This is a genomic window from Nakamurella endophytica (assembly GCF_014646215.1).
GTDB classification, from domain to species: domain Bacteria; phylum Actinomycetota; class Actinomycetes; order Mycobacteriales; family Nakamurellaceae; genus Nakamurella; species Nakamurella endophytica.
In genome coordinates this window covers 151,437-170,392 of the sequence record NZ_BMNA01000003.1, presented here as the reverse complement: position 1 = coordinate 170,392, position 18,956 = coordinate 151,437, and the positions used below count along the sequence as shown (strand labels likewise).

At 75.2% G+C, this 18,956-nt stretch carries 16 protein-coding genes; 5 read left to right on the top strand and 11 right to left on the bottom strand.

Annotated elements, in window-relative coordinates:
* Positions 1 to 150 precede the first annotated feature (150 nt).
* Both IEY37_RS07885 and IEY37_RS07880 read right to left on the bottom strand, forming a co-directional pair.
* Positions 151 to 1,098 carry a D-alanine--D-alanine ligase family protein gene (locus tag IEY37_RS07885; RefSeq protein WP_188941012.1) on the bottom strand — a complete coding sequence of 316 codons (948 nt, stop codon included), beginning with the start codon at positions 1,096 to 1,098 and terminating at the stop codon, positions 151 to 153.
* A 150-nt stretch (positions 1,099 to 1,248) separates the two neighbouring features.
* Complete coding sequence (locus IEY37_RS07880; protein ID WP_188941011.1) at positions 1,249 to 2,556, bottom strand: aminotransferase-like domain-containing protein; 1,308 nt, start codon at positions 2,554 to 2,556, stop codon at positions 1,249 to 1,251.
* Positions 2,557 to 2,887: 331 nt separating this feature from the next.
* On the opposite strand from IEY37_RS07880, the gene IEY37_RS07875 reads away from it, so the two are divergent.
* From IEY37_RS07875 to IEY37_RS07865, 3 genes are all read left to right on the top strand, one after another.
* Positions 2,888 to 3,721, top strand: a complete 834-nt coding sequence (locus IEY37_RS07875; RefSeq protein WP_188941010.1) for an MBL fold metallo-hydrolase — start codon at positions 2,888 to 2,890, stop codon at positions 3,719 to 3,721.
* Between the two features lie 97 nt (positions 3,722 to 3,818).
* On the top strand, positions 3,819 to 4,538 hold the full coding sequence (locus IEY37_RS07870; protein WP_188941009.1) for a GNAT family N-acetyltransferase: 720 nt from the start codon (positions 3,819 to 3,821) through the stop codon (positions 4,536 to 4,538).
* A 57-nt stretch (positions 4,539 to 4,595) separates the two neighbouring features.
* Positions 4,596 to 5,621 (top strand): hypothetical protein, encoded by a 1,026-nt coding sequence (locus IEY37_RS07865; RefSeq protein WP_229674163.1) that lies wholly within the window; start codon positions 4,596 to 4,598, stop codon positions 5,619 to 5,621.
* Here the strand turns inward: IEY37_RS07865 and IEY37_RS07860 are convergent.
* Positions 5,537 to 6,508, bottom strand: a complete 972-nt coding sequence (locus tag IEY37_RS07860; protein ID WP_188941008.1) for a DUF1353 domain-containing protein — start codon at positions 6,506 to 6,508, stop codon at positions 5,537 to 5,539. The two genes, IEY37_RS07865 and IEY37_RS07860, sit on opposite strands and share 85 nt — an antisense overlap.
* Positions 6,509 to 6,668: 160 nt before the next feature.
* On the opposite strand from IEY37_RS07860, the gene lon reads away from it, so the two are divergent.
* Positions 6,669 to 9,065, top strand: coding sequence for an endopeptidase La (gene lon / locus IEY37_RS07855; RefSeq protein WP_229674161.1), 2,397 nt, complete (start codon positions 6,669 to 6,671; stop codon positions 9,063 to 9,065).
* Between the two features lie 292 nt (positions 9,066 to 9,357).
* Positions 9,358 to 10,770: a M17 family metallopeptidase gene (locus tag IEY37_RS07850; RefSeq protein ID WP_188941006.1), complete on the top strand. Its 1,413-nt coding sequence runs from the start codon at positions 9,358 to 9,360 to the stop codon at positions 10,768 to 10,770.
* Positions 10,771 to 10,792: 22 nt separating this feature from the next.
* Here IEY37_RS07850 and IEY37_RS07845 read toward each other — a convergent pair whose 3' ends face one another.
* From IEY37_RS07845 to sigM, 8 genes are all read right to left on the bottom strand, one after another.
* Positions 10,793 to 11,224, bottom strand: a complete 432-nt coding sequence (locus tag IEY37_RS07845; RefSeq protein WP_188941005.1) for a hypothetical protein — start codon at positions 11,222 to 11,224, stop codon at positions 10,793 to 10,795.
* Positions 11,225 to 11,352: 128 nt separating this feature from the next.
* Positions 11,353 to 12,312 (bottom strand): glycoside hydrolase family 88 protein, encoded by a 960-nt coding sequence (locus IEY37_RS07840; protein WP_188941004.1) that lies wholly within the window; start codon positions 12,310 to 12,312, stop codon positions 11,353 to 11,355.
* 22 nt (positions 12,313 to 12,334) lie between these two features.
* Positions 12,335 to 13,612: a glycoside hydrolase family 6 protein gene (locus IEY37_RS07835; protein WP_188941003.1), complete on the bottom strand. Its 1,278-nt coding sequence runs from the start codon at positions 13,610 to 13,612 to the stop codon at positions 12,335 to 12,337.
* A 339-nt stretch (positions 13,613 to 13,951) separates the two neighbouring features.
* Complete coding sequence (locus tag IEY37_RS07830; RefSeq protein WP_188941002.1) at positions 13,952 to 15,127, bottom strand: N-acetylmuramoyl-L-alanine amidase; 1,176 nt, start codon at positions 15,125 to 15,127, stop codon at positions 13,952 to 13,954.
* A gap of 338 nt (positions 15,128 to 15,465) precedes the next feature.
* Positions 15,466 to 15,789 (bottom strand): thioredoxin, encoded by a 324-nt coding sequence (trxA, locus tag IEY37_RS07825; protein WP_188941001.1) that lies wholly within the window; start codon positions 15,787 to 15,789, stop codon positions 15,466 to 15,468.
* Between the two features lie 91 nt (positions 15,790 to 15,880).
* Positions 15,881 to 16,933, bottom strand: a complete 1,053-nt coding sequence (trxB, locus tag IEY37_RS07820; RefSeq protein WP_229674159.1) for a thioredoxin-disulfide reductase — start codon at positions 16,931 to 16,933, stop codon at positions 15,881 to 15,883.
* Positions 16,934 to 17,192: 259 nt separating this feature from the next.
* Positions 17,193 to 18,218 carry an RsmA family anti-sigma factor gene (locus IEY37_RS07815; protein ID WP_188941000.1) on the bottom strand — a complete coding sequence of 342 codons (1,026 nt, stop codon included), beginning with the start codon at positions 18,216 to 18,218 and terminating at the stop codon, positions 17,193 to 17,195.
* Entirely contained in the window at positions 18,215 to 18,907 is a 693-nt protein-coding gene (gene sigM, locus IEY37_RS07810; RefSeq protein WP_188940999.1) for an RNA polymerase sigma factor SigM, read from the bottom strand. Before sigM ends, IEY37_RS07815 begins: the two co-directional genes overlap by 4 nt.
* Positions 18,908 to 18,956 lie beyond the last annotated feature (49 nt).

The following is an 18,956-nucleotide window of genomic DNA, read 5'->3' as shown; positions in this document are numbered from 1 at the left end:
GGGACCCCTCGAACCCCGGGTGCGACGACCTGGTCGAGCCGTCCGGATCGCGCCGTCCGGCGGCAGTACTGTCGCCACAGCGTAGCAAAAGGGACTCGAACTGATTACGTGGCGTTCGTCCCGTTGACGGCCCGTCACTCGGGCGGCAGCTCAGCCGCGAGCGATGGCCTGCTCGACGAGCCCCAGGTACAGCCCGCCCAGGTCCTCGCCGGCAGCTTCCACCGACATCGGCAGCAGCGACGTCTCGGTCAGCCCCGGTGAGACGTTGACCTCCAGGAACTGCACGCGCCCGGACGCGTCGACGATCGCGTCGGTGCGGGAGACGTCCTGCAGGCCCAGCGCCTGGTGCGCCGCGACGGCCAGGTCGGCCGCCGCCGCGGCGGTGGCCGCGTCCAGCCGCGCCGGTGCCCAGTACGTGGTGAGCCCCGCGGTGTACCGCGACTCGTAGTCGAAGACGCCGCTGTCCGGGACGATCTCGACCGCCGGCAGGGCCCGCGGGCCGTCCGCCGAGTCGACGACGGTCACCGCGATCTCGGTGCCCTCGACGAACTGCTCGACCAGCACGACGTCGCCGTAGGCGAACGCCTGGACCAGCGCGTTGGGCACCTCGGCGGCGGTGCGGGCGACCGAGGCGCCGAGTGCCGAGCCGCCCTGGTGCGGCTTGAAGATCAGCGGCAGGGCCAGCGCGCCGATCAGCGCGTCGATCACCGCGGCTGCACCGAGGTCCCGAAAGGTGTTGTGCGCCAGGGTGATCCAGTTCGGGGTCGGGAACCCGACGCGTTGCACCAGGGTCTTCGCGGTGGGCTTGTCCCAGGACAGCCGGCAGTCGTGCGACCGGGTGCCGACGTGCGGGATGCCGGCCATCTCCAGCAGTCCCTGCACCGCTCCGTTCTCGCCGCGCCCGCCGTGCAGGGCGATGACCGCGGCGTCCGGCCGGTGCTCGGCCACCCAGGGCAGCAGGCTGGCGTCCGCGTCGCGGAGGGTGACCTCGGTGCCCTGGCGGCGCAACGCCTCGGTGAGCCGGGAGCCGGAGCGCAGCGACACCTCGCGCTCGTGGGTCAGTCCTCCGGCGAGCACCAGGACGTGGCGGTCGGACATCACAAGGCCTTTCGATCTGCGGAGGCGGCGCGGGCGGCCGGTCGTGGCCGGGCCGCCGCCCCGGGTGGGCGGTGTCCCGGGTGGGCGGTGTCCCGGTCGGGTGGGTCCCGGGTCGGGCGGGTGCGCGGGTGCGGTGCCGGCCGGTGCCGGTCAGGCGGTGTCCGGCGAAGGGGACGCCGGGCCCCGCACCTGGCGCGGCGCGACCGTGCCGCCGGCGCCGCCGGTGCCGAACGTGCGCATGACGTCCAGCTCGGACTCGAGCACGCCGGCCAGCCGCCGCACACCCTCGACGATGCGCTCGGGGGTCGGGTAGCAGAACGACAGCCGCATCTGCCGGGCCCCGAGGCCGTCGTGGTAGAAGGCGGTCCCGGGCACGTACGCCACCCGGGCGGTGACCGCGCGGGGCAGCATGGCGGCGGTGTCGAAGCCTTCGGGCAGCGTGACCCAGACGTAGAAGCCACCCTCCGGGTGCGTCCATGTGGTCCCGGCCGGCATGTGCGCCGTCAGCGCCCCGATCATGGCGTCGCGCCGCTCGGCGTAGGTCTGCCGGTACGCCTTGATCTGTCCCTGCCAGTCGAAGCCGGCGAGGTAGCGGGAGATCAGCATCTGGTTGAAGACGGGCGGGTTGAGCGTCGCCGACTCGTTGGCCAGCACCAGCTTCTCCCGCACGGCGTGCGGCGCGAGCACCCAGCCGACCCGCAGGCCCGGGGCGAAGGTCTTGGAGAACGAACCGAGGTAGATGACGTTGTCGGCGTCGTCCGCGCGGATGGCCCGGTGCACGGTGTCGTCGAAGCCGAGCAGCCCATACGGGTTGTCCTCGAGCACCGGGATGCCGGCCTCCCGGCACAGCTGGGCGATCCGGACACGCCGCTCGGCGGACAGCGTCACGCCGGCCGGGTTGTGGAAGTTCGGGATGGTGTACAGGAACTTCGCCCGGCGTCCGGACCGCCGCACCGAGTCGATGGCCGCCTCGAGCGCCTCCGGGACGAGGCCGTCGTCGTCCATCGCGACGTGGACGACGGTGGCCTGGTAGGCGGTGAACGTGGACAGGGCGCCGACGTACGACGGCGCCTCGGCGAGGATGACGTCGCCGGGATCGCAGAAGATGCGGGTCGTCAGGTCCAGCGCCATCTGCGACCCGACGGTGACGACGACGTCGTCGGGGTGCGCGACGATGCCCTCCAGGGACATGACCTGGCAGATCTGCTCGCGCAGCTCGGCGATGCCCTGTCCGGACCCGTACTGCAGGGCGACCAGCCCGTCCTGCGAGACCAGGGCCGCCGCCTCCGCGGCGACCGCCTCGAGCGGCAGCGACTTCAGGTAGGGCATGCCGCCGGCGAGCGAGACCACCTCGGGCCGGTTGGCGACGGCGAACAGCGACCGCACCGCCGAGGCCCGCATGCCGGCCGTGCGTTGGGCGTAGAGCGGCACGTGGCGGTCGAGGCTGTTCCCGGTCATCTGCGTCCCTGTGTCGGCGTGCGGAGGTCCCGCGCCGGCCGCGGTCCCACCGATGGACGCACGACGGCGCCCGGGGTGCCCACGTCCGTGGGGACGGCACGGGATTCCCGAGATGGTAGCGGCGACCGGCCGGCCGGACGGGGCCGTCGACGGGAACGGCCCGGTGTCCTGCCTCGCCGACGGGTGGCGCACGGCTCGCGCGGCGACCGGCCCGGCCGCGGTCGCGGACTGCGCGGAGCCGGTGCGCCCGGGGCAGGCCTCCGACGGGCGGGCGGCGGCCGTCCGGTGCAGGCTGGGTCGCGGCGGAGCGGTGTGCGAGGGAGGCGTCGAGGTGACCGTCTGGATCTGCCGGACCTGCGGTGTCGAGCAGGCCGACACCACGGCGCCGCCCGAGCGGTGCCCGATCTGCTCGGACGACCGCCAGTACGTCGGCCCCGGCGGACAGCGCTGGACCTGCACCGACGAGCTGGTCGCCGAGGGGCACCGCGGCCTGTTCGAGCCGCTGGAGCCGGGGCTGACCGCGGTGCGGGTGGAGCCGCGGGTGGGCATCGGCCAGCGTGGGCTGCTGCTGCGGACCTCGGAGGGCTCGCTGCTCTGGGAGCCGCCGGGCCACCTGGACCGCGACATGGTGGCCCGGGTCCGCGCCGGTGGCGGGTTGACCGCGGTGGCCGCCAGCCACCCGCACCTGGTCGGCGCGGCCGTCAGCTGGGCCCGCGAGTTCGGCGTCCCGTTCTTCTTCGCCGAGCACGACCGCCGGTGGCTGCGCCGGCCGGATCCGCTGGTCCGGTGGTGGTCGGGCCGGGCGGAGCCGGTCCCCGGGCTGCACCTCGTGCAGTGCGGCGGCCACTTCCCCGGCAGCGCCGTCCTGCACTGGGCGGCCGGCGCGGACGGCCGCGGCGCGCTCCTGGTCGGCGACACCGTGATGGTCGACGCCGACCTGGCCACGGTGTCGTTCATGCGGAGCTACCCGAACCTGATCCCGCTGCCGGAACGGCTGGTGCGGCAGATCGCCGGCCGCCTCGGCGAGCTGCGGTTCGACCGCATCTACGGCGGGTTCCACGGCAGCGTCGTCGACCGCGGCGGCGCGGCCGCGGTCCGGTACTCGGCCGACCGGTACATCGGGTGGCTGCGCGACGAGATCACCGACCCGGACGAGGTGCGCTGACCGCCACCTATCCTGGGACCGGCGCCGGCCGACGGCGCGGTACGGCCGCAGGCAGGGACCGGCGCCGGCGGCAGGCGAGTGGACGGGCGGGGGCGACGTGACGCGAGCCATCGCCCCGCTGTCCATGTCGACCATCGACGAGCTGCCGGAGCCGTGCCGCTCCTGCGTGCACTGGGAGGTCGGGGCGCCGCCGGTCGATCCGGCCCCGGCCGACGACCCGGAGGACCCGGATGCCCCGGCCGCGTCCCGCGACCCGTTCGCCGACGACGGCGCCTTCGAGAAGGAGGTGTGGCTGTCCGGCGTCACCCTCACCTGGGGCAGCGCCGGCGCCATCCTCAGCGTCGACGACCGGCCGACCGGGTTCGCCCTGTTCGCCCCGCCGACCACGGTGACCCGCGCGGCTGCCTTCCCGACCTCGCCCGTCTCGCCCGACGCGGTGCTGCTGACGTCGCTGCGGGTGCTGCCGGAGGTGCGCGGGCAGGGGCTCGGCCGGGCGCTGGTGGCCTGGGTGACCGCCGAGCTGACCCGCCGCGGCGTGCGGGCCCTGGAGGCGTTCGGCGTCGAGGAGGCCACCGGGCGCCGGGGCCGCCGCCGGCCGCTGCCCGCGGACGCCGGGTGCATGCTCCCGGCCGGGTTCCTGCGGTCCGTGGGGTTCACCGAGGTCCGTCCGCACCCGGTGTTCCCGCGGCTGCGGATGGAGCTGGAGACCGGGCTCGGGTGGAAGGCGCAGGTCGAGGCCGCGCTCGAGAAGCTGGTCACCGTGATCACCGTGCCGGCCGCGCCGGCGCGCGACCGGGAGCTCGTGCCGGCGCCCTGACCGGCCGGCGGCGGAAGTCACGCCGCAGCACCTCCCGCGGACGTACAGTCACCGCCTATGAGGGCTGCGACGGCCGCTCCGCGGGCGGCCCCGGAGATCCACATCGAGACGGACTTCGTCGTCCTGCACCCGGTCATGTGGATGTTCCTGGCCGTCCTGGTCACCTTCGTGCTGACCCGGACCATCACCCGGCGGATCCGCGCCAAGCAGCGCGAGGCCGAGGTGCGGGCCGCGGCCGGGGACCCGGAGAGCGGCGGCGCCGGCGTGCTGCGGAACATCTCCGTCGGCGGCGTGCACGTGCACCACCAGGTCCTCGGCATCCTGCTGATGTCGGTGATCGGCATCATCGTGTTCGCCAGCACCCCCGACGGCGTGGGCTTGAACATCTGCGCGGCGCTGTTCGGCGTCGGCCTGAGCCTGGCGTTCGACGAGTTCGCGATGTGGCTGCACCTGGACGACGTCTACTGGAGCGCCGAGGGCCGCCAGTCCGTGGACGCCATCTTCGTCGTGCTGATGGTCACCGGGGTACTCATCGGCGGCGCCGATTTCCTCACCGGCGACGTCGGCACCGCCACCTGGTGGGGCAGCGTCGGCGGCCTGCTGGTCGTCCTGGTGCTGGCCGTCGTCTGCCTGCTCAAGGGCAAGGTCATGCTCGGCGTCATCGGCATCGTGGTGCAGCCCCTGGTGATCATCGGCGCCTTCCGGCTCGGCAAGCCCGAGTCGTGGTGGGGCCGTCGCTACTACCGCCGGCAGCCGCGGCGGCTGGCCCGCTCGCGCAAGCGGTTCGGCCCGCGTTACGACGCCCGGTGGAACCGGGTCCGCGACTTCTTCGGTGGCAAGCCGGACCCGACGGCGGCGCCCCTGGCCGCGCCGCTCGGGACCGCGCCGCCGGCACCCGCAGCATCGTCAGCGCCCGCATCACCCCCGGTACCGGCGGCACCCGTGGCATCGTCAGCGCCCGCCGCGCCGGCGGCGTCCGGCGAGGCGGTGGATCCGGGTCAGCGGACGACGGTCGGCCGCGGGTCGGCCGGCACCCCGCCGGCGGCGGACCGCACCGCGTCCGGCGCCCACAGCACCAGCTGACCCACCAGGGTCAGCAGGCCGACCGGCAGGGCGACGGGCAGCGCCGCCGCAGCGACCACGGGCAGCCACCGGTCGTCGCGCGGCAGCAGGAACTCCGCCAGCACGGCGAGCGCCCCACCGGCCGCACAGCAGGCGGCCGGCAGCCGGGGATCGACGCCGGCGAACGGCCACCACGGCGCGCCGGCCCAGACGGCGAGCAGCCCCGCCGCTCCGGCCGCCAGGACCAGACCCGCCGCCGCGCGCCGGCCGCCCGCGGTGGGGACGGCCCGCTGCAGCGCGGCGGCCGCGGCCAGCACCACGACCGCGACCACGGCGAGGACCCAGGCCGGCCACGGCTGCGGCCAGACCCGCTGCAGCGGCGCCGCGCCTCCGAGCACACCGACCGCCGCGACCGCCGTGGCCCACAGCACCAGGATCTCCAGCAGCACCACGACGAACCCGCCCCGCCGGACGGTGGCGTAGCGACCGAGGCCCAGACCGGCCCACAGCAACCGGGCCCGGAATGCCGGAACCCGGGCGTCCCCGAGGTCGGGATCGGTCAGTGCCCGCAGGAACACGCCGTCGGCCAGGTCCTTGGCCGCGCGCCGCGCGCGGGGATCGGCGGGCAGGTCGGCGTACAGCTGGTCGTGGACCAGCGCCGCGGGGAGCTGGCGGCCGTGCGCCGCGATCAGCCCCCACAGCGGCGTCGGCACCGACACCAGGTCGGTGACGCCCTCCGGGCCGGGTGGGTCGTTCCCGGCGTCGCCGGCCACGTGCACCTCGGTCCCGGTGACGGTGTCCCGGTAGCCGAACGGCGTGAGCACCTGGAACCGGGTCGGGTCGTACAGGCGGAGGGCGATGCGCTGGATGCCGACGCCCGGGACGCCGGCCGGCCACAGGTACGGCATGACCGCAGTATCCGGGCCTGCCCCCACGGTGGGGCGGCCGGCGCCGTCGTGCCCCCGGCGCACCTCGGTTCGCCGTCGGCGAACCGGGGTCAGCCACCGGAACAACGGGCCGGCCGTGCGCATTGAGTGGGTCAGACTCAACTCTCTCGAGGAGACCTCTGTGAACACGGTGAACACCGAAACCCTGCACCTGCCTGTCCTGCCTGTACCGGACCAGGCGGTGCTCCCGGGCATGGTCGTCCCGGTCGAGCTGTCCGACGCTGCCGATGCGGCGATCAGCTCGGCCCAGGCCGGCTCGGACGGGCGGCTGCTGCTCGCCCCGCGGCTTGCCGACCGCTACGCCACCTTCGGCGCCGTCGCGACCGTCGAGCAGCTCGGCCGGCTGCCCGGCGGAGCCCGGGGCGCCGTGCTGCGCGCCGAGTCCCGTGCGCGCATCGGCACCGGCGTGACCGGTCCCGGGTCCGCCCTGTGGGTGGAGGCGGAGATCGTCCCGTCGACCACGTCGGAGCGCACCCCGAAGCTGGCCGCCGAGTACAAGGCCCTGGTCGTCGCGACCCTGCAGAAGCGGAACGCGTGGCAGATCATCGACACCGTCGAGGCCATCGACGACCCGGCGCTGCTCGCCGACACCGCCGGCTGGGCTCCGTACCTGTCGGCCGAGCAGAAGCGGCAGCTGCTGGAGACCACCGACGTGGACGCCCGGCTGACCGTCCTGATCGAGTGGACGCGGGACCACCTGGCCGAGCAGGAGGTCGCCGACAAGATCGCCGGCGACGTCCGGAAGGGCATGGAGAAGAGCCAGCGCGAGTTCCTGCTGCGGCAGCAGCTGGCGGCCATCCGCAAGGAGCTCGGGGACAGCGGGCCCGAGGGCGCTGACGGCGCTGCGGACTACCGGACCCGCGTGGAGGCCGCCGACCTGCCCGAGGACGTCGCCAAGGCCGCGCTGCGCGAGGTCGGCAAGCTCGAGCGGGCCAGCGACCAGTCCCCGGAATCCGGCTGGATCCGGACCTGGCTGGACACCGTGCTGGAGATGCCGTGGGGCGTGCGCACCGACGACCGGACCGACGTCGCCTCGGCCCGGCAGGTGCTGGACGCCGACCACCACGGCCTCGAGGACGTCAAGGACCGCATCGTCGAGTACCTGGCGGTCCGGTCCCGGCGCGCGTCGCGCGGCCTGCAGGTCGTCGGCGGCCGCGGGTCGGGTGCCGTGCTGGCGCTCGCCGGTCCTCCCGGAGTGGGCAAGACGTCGCTGGGCGAGAGCATCGCCCGGGCGCTGGGACGGACGTTCGTCCGGGTGTCGCTGGGCGGCGTCCGGGACGAGGCGGAGATCCGCGGCCACCGGCGCACCTACGTGGGCGCGCTGCCCGGCCGCCTGGTCCGGGCGCTCACCGAGGCCGGGTCGATGAACCCGGTGGTCCTGCTCGACGAGATCGACAAGCTGGGCTCGGATTATCGGGGCGATCCGTCCTCCGCACTGCTGGAGGTGCTCGACCCGGCGCAGAACCACACCTTCCGGGACCACTACCTGGAGTTCGACCTCGACCTGTCCGACGTGCTCTTCCTGGCGACGGCCAACGTCGTCGAGAACATCCCCGGGCCGCTGCTGGACCGCATGGAGCTGGTGCAGATCGACGGCTACACCGAGGAGGACAAGGTCGCCATCGCGCGCCAGCACCTGTGGCCGCGCCAGGTGGAGCGGGCCGGCCTCACGGTGGACCCGGCCGAGGTCCTCGTCGACGACGACGCGCTGCGCATGGTCGCCACCGAGTACACCCGCGAGGCCGGCGTCCGCCAGCTCGAGCGGGCCCTCGCGAAGCTGCTGCGCAAGGCGACCGTGCGGCTCGCCGACGGTGCTGCCGCGCCCCTGGCCATCGGCACGGCGCAGCTCCGGGACTACCTCGGTCGGCCGCGGTTCACCCCGGAGACGGCGGAACGGACAGCGGTACCCGGGGTGGCCACCGGCCTCGCGGTCACCGGCATGGGCGGCGACGTCCTGTTCATCGAGGCCACCACCGTCCCGCCGGCCGACACCGCGACCGGCGGGCACGGCGGCCGCGGCGGGCTGACCCTCACCGGCCAGCTGGGCGACGTGATGAAGGAGTCGGCGCAGATCGCGCTGTCCTACCTGCGGTCGCACGGCTCCGCGCTGGGTCTGGACCGCGACGCGCTGTCGGCGCTGGAGGGCACCGTGCACCTGCACGTGCCCGCGGGCGCGGTCCCGAAGGACGGCCCGTCCGCCGGCGTCACGATGGTGACGGCGCTGGCGTCGCTGGCCACCGGGCGACCGGTCCGGTCGGACGTCGGGATGACCGGTGAGGTCACCCTCAACGGCAGGGTGCTGCCCATCGGGGGCGTCAAGCAGAAGCTGCTGGCCGCTGCCCGGGCCGGGTTGACGACCGTCTTCATCCCGCAGCGCAACGAGCCGGACCTGGACGACGTGCCCGCCGAGGTGCTGGCGGCGCTGGACGTGCGGCCGATGACCGACGTCGCCGACATCGTCGCGGCGGCCCTCGAGCCGGCGGTCACCGCGGAGTCGTCCGCGGCGCAGGCGGCCTGATCCGGCAGGTGGGATCGGAGTCCGGCGCCCGGCGGTGACCCCCGGGGCGGCAGGACGGCAGGACGGCCCGACGGCAGCACGGCAGGACAGCAGGACGGCGGCCGCGCCACCGTCGGGTCCCTGTCGGCGTCCCTGTCGGCGTCGGCGTCCAGAGCTCCACGCGGCGCTCCACGCGCCGCCGGTGACGGCCGTCGCGTCCCTCCGCCCTGTCCCGACGTGCGCGCCGCACAGGCCAGGGCGCGACGACGGTGCCCGGCGGTCCGGGCGCGCGGCCGGTGGGGAGACTGACCGGGTGAGCAGCGCGCGGGACTGGCCCGCCGAGATGGACCGGGCGGCTGCGGCCGCGGTGGCGGGCGACCCCCAGGTGCGCCGGGCGGAGGACGATCCGCGGCCGGCGCGGCGGATCCGGGCCGTCGACCAGCGGCCGCCCGGGGCGGCGTCCTGGCTGCCGTTCGGCGGCGGGCTCGGCGAGCTGGCCACGGACCCGGACGACCCGTCCGTGCTGCTGGTCGGCGTCGGCCCGGCGGACGGCCGCACGCCGGAGACCTTGCTCCGCGCCGGGCGGGCGGCCGGCGCTGCGATCACCGGGGACGACCCCGTGCTGGTCGAGGCCCTCGCCGGTCCCGGCGACGCCGCGACGCTGACGGCCGCCTGGATCGACGGTGTGGTGTCCGGCCGGACCACGGCGGCCCCGCTGGTGCTGCCGGCCGCCGACGGCCTGGCGACCGCGGTGGAGGCCGGCGTCGCCGCCGCGCAGGCGACCGCGCTCGCCAGGGTGCTGACCAACGCCCCGGCGAACGTGCTGACCCCGGCGGAGGCCGCCGAGCGGGCGGCGCGGGTGGCCGCGGACGCCGGGCTCGAGGTGGAGGTGCTCGACGAGGACGGCCTGCGCCGCGCCGGCTGCGGCGGCATCCTCGCCGTCGGGGCCGGATCCACGCACCCGCCGCGGCTGGTCACCCTCACCTACCGCGGCCAGGCGCCCTCCCGGACGGTGGCGCTGACCGGCAAGGGCGTCACCTTCGACAGCGGCGGGCTGTCGTTGAAGTCGCCGGCGGCGATGATGCCCATGCGCAACGACATGGCCGGGGCCGCGGCCGTGCTCGCGGTCATGGCGGTCCTGCCCCGGCTGGCTCCCCGGCTGACCGTGCATGCGGTGCTGCCCTTCGCGGAGAACCTGCCCGGCGGCCGCGCCACCCGGCCCGGGGACGTCGTGACCGCCGCGGACGGCACGGAGATCCAGATCCTGGACACCGACTTCGAGGGCCGGCTGCTGCTCGCCGACGCCCTCGTGCTGGCTTCCCGCACCCGCCCGGACCTGCTGGTGGACCTGGCGACGCTGACCTACCAGGTGATCATCGGACTGGGCCCGGAGATCGGCGGTCTGGTCGGCCGGGACGGGCCGCTGACCGACCGGCTGCTGCGGGCCGGCGCCGAGGCGGGCGAACCGTGGTGGCCGCTGCCCTTCGACCGCCGCTACCAGGCGCAGATGCGGACGCCGTCGGGCATGCGCAACCACCCGCTACACGACTCCGGCCGGGCGATCACCGCCGCGCTGTTCCTCGACGCGTTCGTCCCGCCGGAGATCCCCTGGGTGCACGGCGACATCGCCGGGCCGGCCTGGGTCGGGGACGCCTCCGGGGACGGCGCCACCGGGTTCGGCGTCCGGACGCTGCTGCGGCTGCTCACCGGGCTGGCCGGGGACTGAGACCCGGCGGTCGGCGACCGCGTCAGTCGGGATCGCAGGTGTAGCTGGCCGTCGCGGTCTCGGCCGAGAACGGGTTCCAGTTGCGCAGGGTCGCGGAGAGGCTGTTCACGGCCGGCCGGAAGCTCTCACCGCCGGGGATGCCGGTGCCGCCGGAGACCGCGCCGCCCTCCCCGGTCACCCAGGACCCGCTGACCGTCAGGGGGGCCGCGGTGGCGTACAGGTTCTCCTGGCCGCCGGCGTACCCGGCGAGGTGGTAGCCGGGCCGGCACTGCAGGGTCAGGTCGACGGTCGAGAACCGGCCGAGGGTGTAGGGACCGGCGGTGACCTGGTACGGCGCCGCGGCGGCGACCGGCGTCGCGTCCCCCAGGGCCACCCCGCTGCCGGCCAGCACCAGGCCCGCGGCCAGCCCGGCGGCCGCCGTCGTCGACGCCATCCGGCGCAGTGTCCCGTTCATGTCCCGACTCCCGTCCTTCGCCCTGTTGCCGACAGCAGCCTCTCCGGCGGCGTCGCGCAGACGGGTCGGCCGCTCGATGGACGCGCTGGCGGACGACGCTGTCCACCGATCGGCGGAACTCGGCGCGCTCAGCTGTCGAGACGTCGGACGGCGGCGGTGGCGAGCAGATAGAAGGCCTGCCCCTCCGCCGACGTCCCGGGACGGTCGAAGTGCGGAGCGCCGCAGACCGGGCGGACGAAGCCGTCCGGGTCGACGTGCCGGCGGCCGGTCTCCAGCAGGGACCGGGCGGTGTCCGCATACCGGGACGGCAGCCAGCCGTCGGCCGTTCCGGTGGCGGCCGTGTACGCCAGCTGCAGCGCCAGCGTGCACTCCTCGAAGGTGGTGTCGTCGTCGACGACGTCGTGGAACAGTCCGGACGCCGCCCGGTGGGCCAGGCAGGCGTCGACGACCGTCCCGGCGTGTGCCGCGGCGTCCACCGTCCAGGTCCGGTCCCGGTGGCCGGCGGTGTGCAGGGCCCGGGCCAGCCCGGCGGCCACCCAGCCGTTGCCCGTGCCCCAGTGGACCGGCCGGCGCAGCCGGGCGCCGTCCTCGTCCCAGACGTGCGCGCACAGGCCGGCGACCTCGTCGAACAGCCGGCGCCGGTGGCCGGCCAGCTGCCGGGCCGCCTCGTCCGGGCGACCGCCGGACACCAGCGCCGGAACCAACATGTACACGCTGTCGACCCACACCTGGCGCCCGACGTGGAACACCGTGCCGTCCGCGGCCCGCGGCGCGGTGTGCAGCAGCCAGTGGAGCTGGCGGGCGGCGGCGCGGGCGGCCTGGGCGTCGCCGCGGGACGCGGCGAGCCACCGCACCGCCTCGAGGTTCGCGGCGCCGTTCACGGCGTTGTCGCCCACCTCGCCGAGCCGGCCGTCGACCGACTGCAGCGCGACGGCGTCCCGCGCCATCACGACCGCCTCGTCCCACCGCTCCAGGTCCAGCAGGGCGTGCGTGGCGACGCCCTGTTCCCAGGAGCGGCGCTGGACGGACAGCAGCGCGAGCAGGACCCGGAAGGTCGGGTCCTGCTCGCGCTGGGGGTCGTCCGTCACCGCCGGACGGACCGGCGCCGGGTCAGCTCGACCGCGGGTTGGCCAGCCGGACCAGCTGCAGGGCCTGCTGGCCGAACCAGGCACCGGCGGCGGGGTCGGTGATGCCGCCCCACTCCGGATCCGTGGTGCTGCCCGCGACGCCGCGGTTGCACTGGCCGTCCGACTGCCCCGGGGTCTTGATCCACAGGTAGGCGTCGATCCAGGCGTGTCCGGTCCGCGCCGTCGGCCGCAGGCCGAGCCCGCGTCCCGGCGGGTTGCACCAGGTCTGCGGGTCCGGGTAGTTCGCGGTGGCCGGCGGCGTCCAGGGGCCCTGGCCGTTGCGGCTGGTGTCCAGGACGGCGTGCGCGACCTGCGACGCGCTGGTCGGGTGACCGGCGGCCTTGTCGACGTTGGCGGCGTACCAGGCGTCGGTCAGCTTCCAGGTGCCGTAGTCGTTCGGGCTGGCCGGGTAGTACTGGCTCGCGCAGTTGCCGTACTGGCCGACGTTGGCGCCGTTATTCGGGGCGGCGTTGTGCACGTAGTAGATGCACTTGGAGATCCACGACGCGTACTGGATCAGCTGCGGTGTCGGCTGGTAATTCGAGACGTTCAGCGAGAAGCCCTGGAACTGCCGCACCCCGGCCTGGTCGAGCCGCTGCGAGATGTCACCGACCGAGTGCCACGCGCTGTGCCCGGCGTCCAGGTAGACCAGCGCCTTGCTGTTGGCCTTGAGGATGCGCTCGCCCGCGTACTTGATGTCCGCGATGCGGCCCTTGGTCAGTGCCGCCACGTCCTGGCCGGGGTACGCCGCGGGGCAGTCCGACGGCAGGTTGGCCAGCCCGTCGGGCTCGACGACGACGATCACCCGCTGGTCCTTGCGCAGCCCGGCGGCGAACCCGTCGATCCAGGCCCGGTAGGCGGCGTCGCTGCCGGCGCCGCCGGACGAGTACTGGGAGCAGTCGCGACCGGGGACGTTGTAGACGACCAGGGTCGGGACGGCGTGCTGCGCGGTGGCCTGGGCGACCGTGCTGTGGACCGCCTTCCGGACCTCCTTGGGGGTCCCCGAGGTGAACCAGACCGCCTGCGGAGTGGCGATCATGCGGGCGATGCCGATGGCGTCGCCGTAGCGGCCGGCGCGCAGCAGGTCGGCGACCTGCTCGACCGACCCGGGTGGCGGCTTGGGGGTGAAGAACCGGGTCGACGAGGCCAGCGGGTGCGCCTGCGAGGCGGCCGCGCTGGTGGCCGTGGCGACCAGCCCGACGGTCACGACGGACAGGACGACGCCGAGAGCTCCGAGGCGTCGGCGGAGCAGAGAGGTCATACGGCTCCCTTGGGACGGGCAGCACCGGAGGCGGCGCTGCGACCGGGGCGGCGCAGGTGGATCCACGCGCGCTGGTCCCGGTCAGCCGGCGGACTGGGTCGCCTGTGACCCGGACCACAGTGTTCGTACCCCAGGCCACCGACAGCCAATCGTCGGAGCGTGGACAGGAACCGCGACGCGCCTCGGTCCACCCGGTCGCCCACCAGGGTGGGCGGCCCGGCGTCGCGATGTTGCAGGAGTGGACGGCCCCGGACGTCGCGATGCTGCAGGAGCGGGCGGAGGCGGCCGCCGCGCCTCACCGGTCGCGCCGCGGGGCGGCCGGCGGGCGCCCGCCCGCAGTCAGGCCCCGCGGACGGACTGCTCGTGCGCGAGCAGGTCGGAGAAGGTGAAGGTGCCGGTGTGCGGGTCGTCGCGGCCGTCCATGTACAGCCGCTTGACGGCCACCAGGATGCCGTCGGCCAGGGTGTTGCGGAACTCGTCGGTGCACAGCCGGGCCCGGTCGTCGGGGTTGGTCAGGTAGCCGAGCTCGACCTGGATCGCCGGCATGCGGGACATCCGCAGGATGTCCCAGGTCTTGTGGTGCACGCGGCCGTCGGTCATCCGGGTGCGGGCGACGAGCTCGCGCTGGACCAGCTCGGCCAGGGTCTCGCCGACCGTGGACGTGCGCCCGGAGTCGGAGCCGAAGTGGAAGGTGGCCAGCCCGGAGGCCAGCGGCGACCCGTGCCCGTCGATGTGCAGCGAGATGAGCAGGTCCGCGTCGACGGTGTTCGCGATGCCGGCCCGGTCCTCCGGTGACGGGTTCTGCTGCGGCCCGCGGGTGAGGAACGTGCTCATCCCGGTGGCCTCCATCCGGCCCTCGAGCCGCCGGGCCAGGTCGAACAGCAGGTCGGCGGCGCGCACCTCGCGGTCGCCGTCGCGGACGGTCCAGCCCGGGTCCGCGCCGCCGTGGGCGGGGTCGATGACGATGCGCTTGCCGCGCAGCCGCGGTCCCGACTGCCGCACGGTGTGGTGCTCGCGCAGGTAGACGGGCCGGCCGCCGGTCGCCTTGGGACGCATCCAGGACAGCTCGCGCAGGGTCTCGGCGCCGAAGACGCCGTCCGGGACGATGCCCCGGTCCCGCTGGAAGGCCCGGACGCCGCCGTCGGTGGACGGACCGAACACGCCGTCGGGCCGCCCGACGTTGTAGCCCATCTCGGTGAGCCGTACCTGTAGGGCCATCACGTCGTCGCCGCTCATCGGCGAGGACAGGGTGTAGGTCAGCGTCCGGTCGCCGAGGGACCACCGGGCGTCGGTGAGCGAGCGCGTCGTGGCCGGGCCGACGATGCCGTCGACGATCAGCCCGCGCTGCTGCTGGAAGGCCCGCACCGCGCGATCCACCTCGTCGTCGAACACGGCGGCATCGGGATCCGGCCGGTGCAGCGACCCGGGGACGGTGTCCAGCGACAGGTAGCCGAGGCTGGCGAGGGCGCTGCGGACGTGGGCCACGGCTTGACCACGGTCGCCTCGTCGCAGCATCGCTCTCCTCTCACTCCGTCGTCCGCCGGACGGCGGGGTGCTGGGCAGTGCGGCGACCCTACCGCCGTCCGCCGCACGGCGCGGGCAGGCACGGGTCGGCACGGCTCGGCACGGGTGTGCATTGGCGGGTGGGTGCGGGCTGGCACTGCGGGTGGTCGCGGGCCCGTGAGCGCCCCCGACCGCAGTCCTTCATTCTGCACGACGCACGGGGTCGATCCGGCCGTCCGCGGCCTGTCCGGACAGCACGACGGCCGGGTCCCGCGGGGGACCCGGCCGTCGTGACGGAGCCGGAGGGACAGGGCGGCCGGTCGCCCGGCCGCCGAGTCCGGCGGTGTGCGTCAGGCCAGGACGTCGGCGAACTCGGCCAGCAGCGCGGCCTTCGGCTTCGCGCCGACGACCTGCTTGACCGGCTTGCCGCCCTGGAAGACCAGCATCGTCGGGATCGACAGGATCTGGTACTGCTGGGCGATCTGCGGGTTCGCGTCGATGTCGAGCTTCGCGACGGTCACCTTGTCCTGATGCTTGTCGGCGATCTCCTCGAGGATCGGGGCGACCATGCGGCACGGGCCGCACCAGGTCGCCCAGAAGTCGACGATGACCGGCTTGTCGGAGGCGAGGACGTCGCTGGCGAAGCTGGCGTCCGTCACGGTCTTGGTGCTCATGGCGGTTCCTCTCGGTGGGGCTGGGACGGGGCTGGGACGGATCCGGACGGGTGGTCGTGCGGCGGCCGCGGGGCGGCCGGAGGTGCTGCGGTCAGACTCCGGCGCCGACCGCGTCGGCGGGCGCGGCGTCCGGGATCGGGTCGGTGACGTGCTCGCCGGGCGCCGGGTGGGCCGCCAGGTAGTGCTGGGCGTCCAGCGCGGCCGAGCATCCCGATCCGGCCGCGGTGATGGCCTGGCGGTAGGTGTGGTCGACGACGTCGCCGCAGGCGAACACCCCCGGCAGGGTCGTACCGGTGCCGGCGTGGGCGCCCGCGCGGGACCCGGTGAGGACGTACCCCTCGTCGTCGAGCCCGACCTGGCCGTGCACGAGCGCCGAGCGGGGATCGTGGCCGATGGCCAGGAACAGCCCGGTCACGGCCAGTTCCCGCTGGTCCCCGGTGCGGGTGTCGGTCAGGGTCAGGCCGGTGACCGTGTCGGTCCCGTGCACGGCCGTGACCGCCGCGTCGGTCTCCCAGCGGATCTTCGGGTTGTTCCGCGCGCGGTCGAGCATGATCGCGCTGGCCCGGAAGTCGGACCGCCGGTGGACGATGGTCACCGACCGCGCGAACCGGGTCAGGAAGGTGGCCTCCTCCATCGCGGAGTCGCCGCCGCCGACCACGGCGATGTCCTGGTTGCGGAAGAAGAAGCCGTCACAGGTGGCGCAGGCGGACACGCCGCGGCCGACCAGCCGCTGCTCGTCGGGCAGGCCGAGATAGCGCGCGGCCGAGCCGGTGGCCAGCACCACGGACCGCGCGCGGAACACCTCGCCGTCCACGGTGACGGTCTTGACGGGCCCGGTCAGGTCGACGTGCTCGACGTCCTGCGCCCGCAGGTCCGTGCCGAAGCGGCGCGCCTGCTCGCGCATCTTCTCCATCAGCTCCGGCCCCTGGATGCCCTCGGGGAAGCCCGGGAAGTTCTCGACCTCGGTCGTCGTCATCAGGGCACCGCCGTACTGGTAACCCTCGAAGACCAGCGGAGCCAGCTCGGCGCGGGCCAGGTAGACGGCCGCGGTGTACCCGGCCGGTCCCGATCCGATCACGATGACGTCGCGCACCGCGGACTCGCCGCTGCCGTTGGTGACGGTCGTGGTGGACGTGTCGCTCACACCGCTCCGATCTGCTCGCCCGGGCCCGCGGCGGGCCGCGGGACCTGTGTCGGTCGTCCTGGCCGGCGGGCCGATCGGGAGCCGACCGGCCGCCACTCGGCGGACGTGAGGGGGAACGCCAGCCTACGGGCCGGCATTCCCCGGCGGCAGCACACCGACGCGGCGCGAGCCGGGACGGGCGACGAGCGCGGGGCCGCCGGTCGACGGCCGGGACCGGTCCCCGGCGTCCGTCGGCCGGGCCGAAGTCCGTGGGCGCCGGTCAGCGCGGGATGGAGCCGCTCCGAGCCAAGAGCTGGGCACCCTGCGGGCCGCACGTCTGCCCGACCACCAGCACCTGGGCGGTCGACGGCCCGGTCGCGACGACGATCGCGGACGCCGGTTTGCCCTGGTAGGTCACGTCGGAGACGCCCAGCACGTCCGCCTGCGCCAGGCTGTTCGCGGCCAGGCAGGACGCGTAGGCGAGCGGGTCGGCCAGCGTTCCGGAGTGCTGGCCGTTGATCCGCTGGTAGGCGGTGCCGAAGTCGTCGGGGTCGACCTCGAAGGCGTTCACCGGCGAGCTGTTGGGCGCAGGGGCGCCGGTGGCGGCGGCGGTCGAGGCCGCGACGCCCTCGCCGGCGGTCCGGCCGCCGTTGATCGAGACGCCGATGACGACGAACGCGGCCACGGCGGCGGCCAGGCCGATGATCGTGCCGGTGAGGGTGCGCCGGCGGCGGCGGGCCTGGTCGAGGGAGTGGACGGTGCCGCCCACCGGGCCGGGTCCGGCCGGCGGCGTGGCCGGGGCGGGGCGGGCACCGCCGAACTGCACGGGCCGGACGGGCGGCGGGCCGGGAGGCGGTGCTGCGGGACCCGCCGGCGCCGGTCGCACGGCGCGCAGATCGGGGCCGGGACGGGAGCCGGGCGGTGCCGGAGCCGTGCCGGTCGGCCCGCCGGTGCCGTCCCGGCGTGCCGGGCGGGCGCCCGGTGCGCTCAGCAGGCTGGACAGCTCCCCGGGGATGACCGGCGGTGCGGTGCGCTGGCTGGGGAAGGAGCGGGCCGAGGCCTCGGCGGCGATCGCCGCGTCGAGCCGGGAGGCGTACCGGTCCGGCATGCGCAACGGCGGCAGCCCGGCCAGGTCGTCGATGACGGCGTCGAGCGCGGCCAGCAGCGCCCGGGCGTCCGGGTCGCGGTCGATCTCCGCGCGCAGCCGCGCCTCCTCGTCCGGCGGCAGCACGCCCGCCTGGACGTCGGCGACGGCATCGAGCGTCCACACGGTGCCACCACCGCGTCGGCCGTCGAGCTCGCTCATCGTCCACTCCCCGTTCTCGGTCCCCGCGCCGTACCCGGCGGCGCATGCGGCTGGTGCGGTCCGGCCCTGGTGCCCGCTCGCGCGGGATTGGGGTCGGCTCGCCCACTGGGGGGTTCGACGGACGGAGCCTCGTCCGGGTTCCGCAGATGTCCGAGAAGAACCGCGAGCCGGGCGCGCCCTCGCGCACACCGGCTCTTGACGGTGCCCTCGGCGACGCCGAGCGCCACTGCGGCGTCCGCCACGGAGTAGCCCTCGACGTCGACCAGCACGATGGCCGCCCGCTGCTCGGCCGGCAGCGTGCCCAGCGCCTGGTCGATGTCCATCCGCAGCTCGCGGTCGGCCATCGCGTCGCGCGGGGCCACCGGCTCGCCGGGCCCCTCCTCGGGCAGCGGCACCGTCGGCCGCACCTGGCGGCGGCGGATCCGGTCCAGGCAGGCGTTGACGACGATGCGGTGCAGCCAGGTGGTCACCGCGGACTCCGCGCGGAACCGGTCGGCGGCGCGGAACGCCGAGATGGACGCCTCCTGCACCGCGTCCGCCGCCTCGTCGGGGTCGCGCAGGGTCCGCAGGGCGACGGCCCACATGCGGTCCCGGTGTCGGGTGATCAGTTCGCCGAAGGCACGCGGATCGCCCGCTGCGTGCGCGGCGATCAGCTCCGCGTCACTGCGACCGGAGTCGGAGGCTGCCACCCGAAGAGCGTAACGGGCGCAGGCCGCCGATACCGGCCTCGACCTGCGG

Excerpts from the sequence above, each read along its gene's own strand:
- IEY37_RS07885 (WP_188941012.1), bottom strand. The coding sequence starts at position 1,098 with ATGTCCGACCGCCACGTCCTGGTGCTCGCCGGAGGACTGACCCACGAG.
- IEY37_RS07880 (WP_188941011.1), bottom strand. The coding sequence starts at position 2,556 with ATGACCGGGAACAGCCTCGACCGCCACGTGCCGCTCTACGCCCAACGC.
- IEY37_RS07865 (WP_229674163.1), top strand. The coding sequence starts at position 4,596 with ATGAGGGCTGCGACGGCCGCTCCGCGGGCGGCCCCGGAGATCCACATC.
- IEY37_RS07860 (WP_188941008.1), bottom strand. The coding sequence starts at position 6,508 with ATGCCGTACCTGTGGCCGGCCGGCGTCCCGGGCGTCGGCATCCAGCGC.
- IEY37_RS07845 (WP_188941005.1), bottom strand. The coding sequence starts at position 11,224 with ATGAACGGGACACTGCGCCGGATGGCGTCGACGACGGCGGCCGCCGGG.
- IEY37_RS07835 (WP_188941003.1), bottom strand. The coding sequence starts at position 13,612 with ATGACCTCTCTGCTCCGCCGACGCCTCGGAGCTCTCGGCGTCGTCCTG.
- IEY37_RS07830 (WP_188941002.1), bottom strand. The coding sequence starts at position 15,127 with ATGCTGCGACGAGGCGACCGTGGTCAAGCCGTGGCCCACGTCCGCAGC.
- trxA (WP_188941001.1), bottom strand. The coding sequence starts at position 15,789 with ATGAGCACCAAGACCGTGACGGACGCCAGCTTCGCCAGCGACGTCCTC.
- IEY37_RS07815 (WP_188941000.1), bottom strand. The coding sequence starts at position 18,218 with ATGAGCGAGCTCGACGGCCGACGCGGTGGTGGCACCGTGTGGACGCTC.